This window comes from Streptomyces sp. Y309 (assembly GCF_056712025.1).
The window spans coordinates 155313-166075 of the sequence record NZ_JBWYAE010000004.1; the positions used below are offsets into that span (position 1 = coordinate 155313).

At 72.2% G+C, this 10763-nt stretch carries 1 protein-coding gene; it reads left to right on the plus strand.

Translation table 11 applies throughout. The features are described from left to right. Window positions 1-13: 13 nt before the first annotated feature. The gene (locus tag AC0KTA_RS41225) at window positions 14-10762 is read left to right on the plus strand and encodes an SDR family NAD(P)-dependent oxidoreductase (RefSeq protein ID WP_481057074.1); all 10749 of its coding nucleotides are present in this window, start codon (window positions 14-16) and stop codon (window positions 10760-10762) included. The last annotated feature ends 1 nt before the right edge of the window (window position 10763 follow it).

Consider the following 10763-nt stretch of genomic DNA (forward strand, 5'->3'; position numbering starts at 1 on the left):
TAAGAACGCAACGATGAGCGCACCTGACGAACGACTCGTTGAGGCACTTCGCGCGTCACTCAAGGAGACCGAGTGGCTCCGGGAGCAGAACCGGAAGCTCACCGCCGAATCGCGCGAGCCGATTGTGATTGTGGGGATGGGCTGCCGGTTTCCTGGTGGGGTGTCCTCGCCGGAGGAGCTGTGGGGGCTGTTGGTCTCGGGTGGGGATGCGATCAGCGACTTTCCCTCCGACCGTGGCTGGGACATCGACGGTCTCTACGACCCTGACCCGGACAAGCCCGGCAAGACCTACTCCCGTTCGGGTGGGTTCCTGCATGACGCTGCTGACTTCGATCCGAGGTTTTTCGGTATTTCGCCGCGTGAGGCGGTGGCGATTGATCCGCAGCATCGGTTGTTGTTGGAGGCGTCGTGGGAGGCGTTGGAGCGGGCGGGGATTGATCCGGTTTCGGTGCGGGGTTCGCGGACGGGTGTGTTCGCGGGGGTGATGTATCACGACTACGGGGTGGTGGTGGATCAGGCCGCGGAGCAGGTGGAGGGTTTCCTGGGGACTGGCGGGAGTATCGCCTCCGGCCGGGTCGCCTACACCCTGGGTCTGGAGGGCCCGGCGGTGACGGTGGATACGGCGTGTTCGTCGTCGTTGGTGGGTTTGCATCTTGCGGTGCAGGCGTTGCGTCAGGGTGAGTGTGATCTGGCGTTTGCCGGTGGTGTGACGGTGATGGCGACGCCGGAGATTTTCGTCGGGTTTTCGCGGCAGCGGGGTCTGTCGGCGGATGGCCGGTGCAAGGCGTTCGCGGCGGGGGCGGATGGTACGGGCTGGGGTGAGGGTGTTGGCATGCTGCTGGTGGAGCGGCTGTCGGACGCCCGCCGTCATGGTCATCCGGTGCTGGCGGTGGTGCGTGGTTCGGCGATCAACCAGGATGGTGCGAGCAATGGCCTGACCGCGCCTAACGGCCCGTCCCAGCAGCGCGTCATCCGCCAGGCGCTGGCGAATGCGCGGGTGTCGGCGGCCGATGTGGATGTGGTCGAGGCGCACGGCACCGGCACCCCGCTGGGCGACCCGATCGAGGCGCAGGCGCTGCTGGCCACCTACGGGCAGGACCGTGGTGAGGTCGGTGACCCGTTGTGGCTGGGGTCGGTCAAGTCGAATCTGGGTCATACGCAGGCGGCGGCGGGTGTTGCTGGTGTGATCAAGATGGTCTTGGCGATGCGGCACGGTGTGCTGCCCAAGACGCTGCATGTGGATGAGCCGTCGCCGCATGTGGACTGGTCGGCGGGCGCGGTGGAGCTGCTGACCGAGGCGCGTGAATGGCCCGGATTGGAGCGTCCGCGTCGGGCGGGTGTGTCGTCGTTCGGTATCAGCGGGACGAACGCGCATGTGATCATCGAGCAGGCCCCGGAGGCCGAGGTCCCGGCCGCCGCGGCGGATGGCGGTGTCGAGCTGCCGGTGGTGCCCTGGGTGCTCTCCGGCAAGACCCCCAAGGCACTGCGGGCCCAGGCCGAGCAGGTCCGCGAGGCAGCAGCCGGGCTGAACCCGCTGGATGTCGGCTTCTCCCTGGCCACCGGCCGGGCCGCCCTGGACCACCGGACCGTGATCGTGGGCTCCGAGGTCGTGTCCGGGCGCGCGGTCGAGGGCCGACTGGCGGTGCTGTTCACCGGCCAGGGTGCGCAGCGGGTCGGCATGGGCCGGGAGTTGCGGGACGCCTTTCCGGTCTTTGCGACGGCGTTTGATGAGGCGTGTGGCGCGCTTGGGCTTGACCCGGCGGTGCTGGACGATGCCGGGAAGCTGCACCAGACGGAGTTCACGCAGGCAGCGTTGTTCGCCGTTGAGGTGGCGCTGTTCCGGCTCGTTGAGTCGTGGGGTGTGCGCCCGGACTTCGTCGGTGGTCACTCGATCGGTGCGCTGGCTGCCGCGCACGTCGCCGGGGTGCTGTCGCTGGCGGACGCGGGCAAGCTGGTGGCGGCCCGGGGCCGGTTGATGCAGGCGCTGCCGACGGGCGGGGCGATGGTCTCGCTGCAGGCATCGGAGGATGAGGTCCGTCCGTTGCTGATCGACGGGGTGGATATCGCGGCGGTCAACGGCCCGCGCGCTGTGGTGATTTCCGGTGACGAAGACGCGGTTCTCGCTGTCGCTGGGCAGTTTGCGACGTCCAAGCGGCTGACGGTCTCGCATGCGTTCCATTCCTTCCGTATGGGCGGGATGCTGGCCGACTTCCGGAAGGTGGCGGAGTCGCTGACCTTCAACCCGCCGCGCATCGCGATGACTGGGGAGGTGACGTCGCCGGAGTACTGGGTGCGGCATGTCCGTGAGGCCGTCCGCTTCCACGACGAGATCCAGAGCCTCCACGCCGAAGGCGTCCGCACCTTCCTGGAGCTGGGCCCCGGCGGCGTCCTCACCGCCATGGCCCAGGACTGCCTGCCCGACGCCGACGACGCGGCGTTCGTCCCCGCGCTGCGCAAGGACCGGACGGAACCGCAAACGGTGGTCTCCGCCCTGGGCCGGGTGCATGTCCACGGCGGCACCGTCGACTGGGCCGCGTTCTTCGCCGGGACCGGCGCGCAGCGCGTCGATCTGCCCACCTATCCCTTCCAGCACCAGCGCTTCTGGCCGCGCGGCTCGGCGGTCACCGGGGACGTGGCCGGGCTGGGCCTGGGCTCCGCCGAACACCCGCTGCTCGGCGCGGCTGTCGCGCTGCCGGACTCCGACGGCTTCATGTTCACCGGCCGGCTCTCCCGCCAGACCCATGAATGGCTGGCGGATCACGCGGTGGCGGGCACGGTACTGGTGCCGGGCACCGGGCTCGTGGAGCTGGCGATCCGCGCCGGCGACCAGGTCGGCTGCGACCTGCTCGACGAACTAAGCCTGGAGGCGCCGCTGCCCCTGCCCGAGCGGGGCGGCGTACAGCTGCGGGTCACCGTCGGCGAGGCGGACGGATCGGCGCGCCGCGAGGTGCGGATCTACTCGCGCCCCGACGGCGCCCCGGCGGAGAACCCGTGGACCCGGCACGCCTCGGGCACACTGACGGCCGGCGATACGGCGGCGGCTTCGGCAGCGGATCTCACCGATCTCACACAGTGGCCGCCGACCGACGCCGAGGCCCTCGCCACCGACGGCCTGTACGACCAACTGGCCGCCATCGGGCTGGAGTACGGGCCGGTGTTCCGGGGGCTGCGGGCCGCCTGGCGCAGCGGCTCGGAGGTGTACGCGGAGATCGCGCTCCCGGGTGACGCGGAGCGCGAGGCAGCCGCCTTCGGGCTGCATCCCGCGGCCCTGGACGCCGCGCTGCACGCGATCGGCCTGGGCGACTTCGTCGCGGACGACGGCCGTCCCCGGCTGCCGTTCTCCTGGTCGGGCGTGGCGCTGCACAGCGTCGGAGCGGCGCAGCTGCGGGTGCGGATCTCGCCGCGCGGTACGGGCGAGGTGTCGCTGGCCGTCGCCGACGGCACCGGCGCACCGGTCGCCACCATCGACTCCCTGGCGCTGCGTCCCCTCGACACCGGTCAGCTCGCCGACGCCGCCTCCGCCCAGCAGGACTCGCTGTTCCGGCTGGACTGGGTGACGGTCGCGGCCACGGACGCCGGCCCTGCCGGAGACGAGGCCGGTGCCGGTCAGCCGGCCGACCGGTGGGCCGTGCTGGGCTCCGATGGCCTCGGCGCAGCCGGTGCGCTGGCGAACGCGGGCATCGAGGCCGAACTGTGGGCGGACCTGGCGGCGCCCGCGGCCGAGGTGCCGGACGTGGTGCTGGTGCCGTGCTCCCCGGGCGACGCGGCGTCGCAGGTCAGCGCCGGGCAGGCGCACGAGGCGGCGGCCCGCGCGCTGGGACTGGTGCAGCGCTGGCTGGCCGAGGAGCGATTCGCGGCCACACGTCTGGTGCTGGTGACGCGGCGGGCGGTGGCGGCAGACGCCGCCGAGTCCCCGGCCGATCTGGCGCATGCCGCCGTCTGGGGCCTGGTGCGGTCGGCGCAGTCGGAGAACCCCGAGCGGCTGGTGCTCGTCGACGTCGACGGCTCGGCCGAGTCCTGGCACGCGCTGCCGTCCGCCCTCCGATCCGGTGAGCCGCAGCTGGCGCTCCGGTCCGGCGAGATCCGCGTCCCCCGGCTGGCCCGCGCCGGCTCCGGCGCCGCGCTGACGCCCCCGGCGGACACGGACGCCTGGCGACTGGACTTCGTCGGCAAGGGCACGCTGGACGGGCTGTGCTTCGTGCCGAACGAGCAGGCGACCGCACCGCTTCAGCCCGGGCAGGTGCGGGTTGCGGTGCGGGCGGCCGGCCTGAACTTCCGCGATGTGCTCAACGTTCTGGACATGTACCCGGGCGATGCCGGGCTGCTGGGCCTTGAGGGCGCCGGTGTCGTCGTCGAGGTCGGCGAGGGCGTCACCGATCTGGCCCCCGGCGACCGGGTGATGGGCATGCTGTCCGGATCCTTCGGCCCGCTCACCGTCACCGACCGGCGGCTGCTGGCGCGGATGCCGAAGGGCTGGACGTTCGCCGAGGCGGCGGCGGCCCCGGTGGTGTTCCTGACGGTGTACTACGCGCTGGTTGACCTGGCCGGGCTGAAGTCCGGTGAGTCGGTGCTGGTGCAGGCGGCCGCGGGTGGTGTCGGTATGGCCGCGGTGCAGCTGGCCCGGCATCTGGGCGCGGAGGTCTTCGGCACGGCCAGCCAGGGCAAGTGGGCCACACTGCGCGAACTGGGCCTGGACGAGGCGCACATCGCCTCCTCGCGGACCCTGGACTTCGAGGCGGAGTTCCTGACCGCCACCTCGGGCCGTGGCCTGGATGTGGTCCTGGACTCCCTGGCCGGGGAGTTCGTGGACGCCTCGCTGCGGCTGCTGCCGCGTGGCGGCCGCTTCGTGGAGATGGGCAAGACCGACATCCGTGACGCCGACGAGGTCGCCGCGGCGCACCCCGGTGTCGCGTACCAGGCGTTCGACGTGATGGACGCCGGACCGGACCGCATCCAGCAGATGCTCGGCGAGTTGCTGGAGCTGTTCGACAGCGGCGTGCTGCGGCCGCTGCCGGTCACCGCCTGGGATGTGCGGCGGGCGCCGGAGGCGTTCCGCCACCTCGGTCAGGCCAGGCATGTGGGCAAGGTCGTGCTCACCGTGCCGAGGGCCTGGGATGCCGACGGCACGGTGCTGGTGACCGGTGGCACCGGCGGACTCGGCCGGATCGTGGCCCGCCACCTGGTGGCCGAGCACGGGGTGCGGCATCTGCTGCTGACCAGCCGGCGCGGTATGGACGCACCTGGTGCGGCCGAGCTGTGCGAACAACTCGCCGCGCAGGGCGCCGAGGTGACCATCGCGGCCTGCGATGTGGCCGACCGGGAAGCGCTGGCCGCGCTGCTGGCCTCCGTCCCCGCTGCGCTCCCGCTGACCGGTGTGGTGCACGCCGCCGGTGTGCTGGACGACGGAACGATCGACTCCCTCACCCCGGCGCAGCTGGCGAGGGTGTTCCGCCCGAAGGTCGATGCCGCGCTCCATCTGCACGAGCTGACGGCCGGGCTGGACCTGTCGGCGTTCGTGCTGTTCTCCTCGGCGGCCGGAGTCTTCGGCAACCCGGGCCAGGCCAACTACGCAGCGGCCAACGCCTTCCTGGACACCCTCGTCCAGCACCGGCGTACCGCGGGGCTTCCCGCCACCTCCCTGGCATGGGGCGCCTGGGCGCAGGACACCGGCATGACGGGCGAGCTGACCGCCGCCGACCTGGAGCGCCTGGTCCGCTCCGGCACCCCGGCGCTCTCCGTGGCCGACGGCCTCGCACTGTTCGACGCCGCGCACCGCACGCCGGAGCCGGCGCTGGTGCCGATGCACCTGGACACCGCGGCCATGACCGCGCAGGGCGACGATGTCCCGGCCCTGCTCAGCGGGTTGGTGCGAGCCAAGCCCCGGCGGGCGGCCGCGGGCGGCGCCGCCGCCGTGGACGGGCTGCGGCAGCGCCTGGCCGGGCTCGGCCCGGCCGAGCGGGAGCGCCTGCTCCTGGAACTGATCCAGTCCAACGTCGCCGCCGTCCTCGGCTACGCCGGGGCGGATGCGGTGGAGGTGGATCGTTCGTTCAAGGAGATCGGTTTCGACTCGCTGACCGCGGTGGAGCTGCGGAACCGGATGAACGCGGTCACCGGGCTGCGGCTGCCGGCGACCCTGGTCTTCGACTACCCCACGCCCGCCGCGCTCACCGCCCATCTGCGCGAGGAGCTGGTGGGCGGCGAGGAAGCGGAGGCCCTGCTCCCGGCGGCCGGTGGCCGTGCCCCCCTGGACGACGATCCGATCGTGATCGTGGGGATGAGCTGTCGCTTCCCGGGTGGGGTGTCCTCGCCGGAGGAGCTGTGGCGGCTGCTGGTCGAGGGTGGGGACGCGATGTCGACGTTCCCGCTGGATCGTGGCTGGGATGTGGCGTCGCTGTACGACCCGGAGGGCAGCCGTCCGGGGACCTCGTACACCCGTGACGGCGGATTCCTGCACGAGGCGGCCGAGTTCGACCCGGCGTTCTTCGGGATCAGCCCGCGTGAGGCGCTGGCGATGGACCCGCAGCAGCGGCTGCTGCTGGAGGCATCGTGGGAGGCATTCGAACGGGCCGGGATCGACCCGGGAACCCTGCGCGGCAGCCGTACCGGCGTTTACGCCGGTGTGATCTACCACGACTACGGCGCGCGGCTCGGCTCGTCCGTGCCGGACGGAGTGGAAGGCTTCCTGGGGACGGGTACGTCGGCCGGTGTGCTCTCCGGTCGGGTGTCGTACACCCTGGGTCTGGAGGGCCCGGCGGTCACCGTCGACACTGCGTGCTCGTCGTCGCTGGTCGCCCTGCATCTGGCAATGCAGGCGCTGCGGGCGGGCGAGTGCGAGATGGCGCTGGCCGGTGGTGTGACCGTGATGTCGACCCCGAACACCTTCATCGACTTCTCCCGGCAGCGCGGCTTGGCGGGGGACGGCCGGTGCAAGGCGTTCGCCGGTGCGGCGGACGGTACCGGTTGGGGCGAGGGTGTCGGCATGCTCGTCGTCGAGCGGCTCTCCGATGCCCGGCGCAACGGCCACCAGGTGCTGGCGGTGGTGCGGGGTTCGGCGATCAACCAGGACGGTGCCAGCAATGGCCTGACCGCGCCGAACGGCCCGTCTCAGCAGCGGGTGATCCGTCAGGCGCTGGCCGGGGCGGGGCTCTCGACCGCCGATGTGGACGCGGTGGAGGCGCACGGCACCGGCACCCGGCTGGGCGACCCGATCGAGGCCCAGGCCCTGCTGGCGACGTACGGCCAGGAGCGGGGCGAGGCCGGTGACCCGTTGTGGCTGGGCTCGATCAAGTCGAACATCGGGCACACGCAGGCGGCTGCTGGTGTTGCCGGTGTGATCAAGATGGTCATGGCGATGCGGCACGGGCTGCTGCCCAAGACCCTGCACGTGGACGAGCCCACGCCGCATGTGGAGTGGGATGCGGGGGCCGTGGAGCTGGTCACGGAGGCGCGTGAGTGGCCGCAGCGGGAGCAGCAGCCCCGTCGTGCGGGTGTCTCGTCCTTCGGCTTCAGCGGGACCAACGCCCATGTGATTCTGGAGCAGGTGCCGGAGGTTGATGTCCCCGTTGAGGGCGGTGTCGAGCTTCCGGTGGTGCCGTGGGTGGTGTCGGGCAAGACGCCAGAGGCGCTGGCGGCGCAGGTCGAGCGCGTGCGTCGAGCGGCTGCCGACCTCGACCCGGTGGATGTCGGGTTCTCGCTGGCGACGAGCCGGGCGTCGTTCGAGCACCGGGCGGTGGTTGTCGGGTCCGATGTGGCATCGGGGCGGGTGCTGGGCGGCAAGCTGGCGGTGCTGTTTACGGGTCAGGGTGCGCAGCGGGTTGGTATGGGCCGTGAGCTGTATGCGGCCTTTCCGGTGTTCGCGGCGGCGTTTGATGAGGCGTGTGGCGCGCTCGGGCTTGACCCGGCGGTGCTGGATGACGCCGAGCGGCTGGACCAGACGGAGTTCACGCAGGCAGCGTTGTTCGCCGTTGAGGTGGCGCTGTTCCGGCTCGTTGAGTCGTGGGGTGTGCGCCCGGACTTCGTCGGTGGTCACTCGATCGGTGCGCTGGCTGCCGCGCACGTCGCCGGGGTGCTGTCGCTGGCGGACGCGGGCAAGCTGGTGGCGGCCCGGGGCCGGTTGATGCAGGCGCTGCCGACGGGCGGGGCGATGGTCTCGCTGCAGGCGTCGGAGGATGAGGTCCGTCCGTTGCTGATCGACGGGGTGGCTATCGCGGCGGTCAACGGCCCGCGCGCCGTGGTGATTTCCGGTGACGAGGATGCCGTCCTGTCCGTGGCGGCTGGTTTCGAGCGGACCAAGAGGCTGACGGTCTCGCATGCGTTTCATTCCTCGCGGATGGACGGGATGCTCGACGAGTTCCGCAAGGTGGCGGAGTCGCTGACCTTCCAGGCCCCGCAGATTCCGATGACCGGGGATGTGACGTCGCCGGAGTACTGGGTGCGGCATGTCCGTGAGGCGGTCCGCTTCCGCGACGAGATCCAGAGCCTGCATGCCGAAGGGGTGCGGTCCTTCCTGGAGCTGGGCCCCGGCGGTGTCCTGACGGCGATGGCGCAGGACTGCCTGCCCGACGCCGACCCGGAGTCGGTGGCGTTCATTCCGGCCCTCGTCAAGAATCGGCCCGAGCCGGAGGCTGTCGTCTCCGCTCTCGGCCGGCTCCACGTCACCGGCAACTCCGTCGACTGGGCCGCATTCTTCGCGGGTACGGGCGCGGCGCGCGTCGATCTGCCCACGTACGCCTTCCAGCGCCAGCACTACTGGCTGGAGGCGGCGCCGAGCCAGGGCACGGGCCTGGCGGCCCAGGACCCCTGGCGCTACCGGACCGTGTGGTCCCGGCTGGTGGAGGGCACGCCGCGCGCGTTGTCCGGGGTGTGGCTGGTGGTCGCGCCCGCCGGATGCGACGGCGACGGCTGGGTCGAGCGTTCGGCTCTCGCCCTCGGCGAGGCGGGTGCGCAGGCCCTGACCGTGGAACTCCGTGCGGGTGACCGGCAGGCGGTCACCGAGCAACTGCGGGCGGCTCTCGACGAGCGGTCGGTGGACATCGCGTCTGTGACCGGGGTCCTCTCTTGGGCGAGCGGTTCCGCCGCACTGCCCGTGGTGCCGCTGGTACAGGCGCTCGGTGACGCGGGTGTGCGCGGGCGGCTGTGGCTGGCCACGCGGGGCGCGGTCTCGGTCGGCGGCGCCGACCGGGTCGACGAACCTGAGCAGGCGCAGCTGTGGGGTCTCGGCCGGGTCGTGGGCTTCGAGCACCCGGAGCGCTGGGGCGGTCTGGTCGATGTGCCCGAGGCCGTGGCGGATCGTGCCGTGTCCCGCCTGATCGGGGTACTGGCCGGATCGGCCGATGAGAACCAGGTCGCCGTACGCGAGGCGGGCCTCTTTGTACCGCGGCTGGTGCGTGCCCGGCTCAACCCGGAGGCGGGGGAGTGGGAGCCGCGCGGCACCGTGCTGCTCATCGGCGGCACCGGGGCCACCGGCGCGCGGACGGCCCGCATGCTGGCCGAACGCGGCGCCGAGCACCTGGTCACCGTCACCTCCGCCGAGGCGGCCGACCGCGAGGCGCTTGCCGGACTGCTGTCCGGGCTGCCCGGGGAGCACCCACTGACTGCAGTGGTCCTCGCCGACGAGTCCGACGCTCCACAGGAGTTCGACGCGTCCGACGAGCGGGTTGGATCCGAAGGGCCAGACGCTGCGGGCGCCCGGTCCGGGCTGCTGGACTCGGTCGACGCCGAGGCGTTCGACCGGGCGGTCCGCACCCGGGTCGCGGCAGCCGTCAACGCGCATGAACTCACCGCGCACCTCGACCTGTCCGCGTTCGTCCTGTGCTCCTCGATCGTCGGCACGCTGGGCGGGCCCGGTCAGGGCGGCGAGGCGGCGGTGAGCGCCTGCTGGGACGCTCTCGCACGGCACCGCCGCGACCGTGGTCTCCCGGCGGCGTCCATCGCCTGGGGCCCATGGGACGGCGAAGCCACCGGCGAATCTGCCCACGAAGGCATGGGCGAGGCTGCCGGTGCGAACGGCACCGGCGGGGACGACTACCGTGGCGGGCTGCGGGGCCTCCCGGCGTCGGCCATCGCGGCGGTCGCCGAGGTCCTGTCGGACGGCGAGCCGAGCGTCGCCGTCGCCGACATCGACTGGGCCCGCCTGCTGGACGGCGTCGCCGCAGCCGGATCCCACCCCTTCTTCCGCGAGATCCCCGAGGTCCAGCGGATCGAGGCGGAGCGGGCCGAGCAGGCACGCGCGGGCGCCGAAGCCCTGGCGCGGCAGCTGTCCGGCCTTCCGGCGGCCGAGCAGACCGCCGTGTTGCTGGACCTGGTGCGGCTGCAGGCCGCGACCGTGCTCCGGCACGCCGGTCCGGAGGCCGTCGAACCCGAACGGGCCTTCACCGAGCTCGGCTTCGACTCCCTCACCGCCGTCGAACTGCACGGCCGGATCGCCCGCATCACTGGCCTGCGGCTGCCCACCACGCTGGTGTTCGACTACCCGACCCCGGTCGCTCTCGTCACCCGGCTGCGCGAGGAACTCGTCCCCGACGCGGCGACCGCCAGCCGTCTCCAGGCTGAACTCGACCGGCTGGAGGCCGCGATCTCGGCGATGGACCACGAGGAGCTGGTGAGCATCCGGGCCGCCGAGCGGCTCAGCGCGCTGCTGGCCAAGTGCACGCGCGGAACGCAGGACGACACCGACGGGGGCGTCGCGGACAAGCTGCAGGACGCGACGGTGGCTGAGGTCTTCGACTTCATCGACAACGAGCTGGGGCTCTCCGAGATATGAC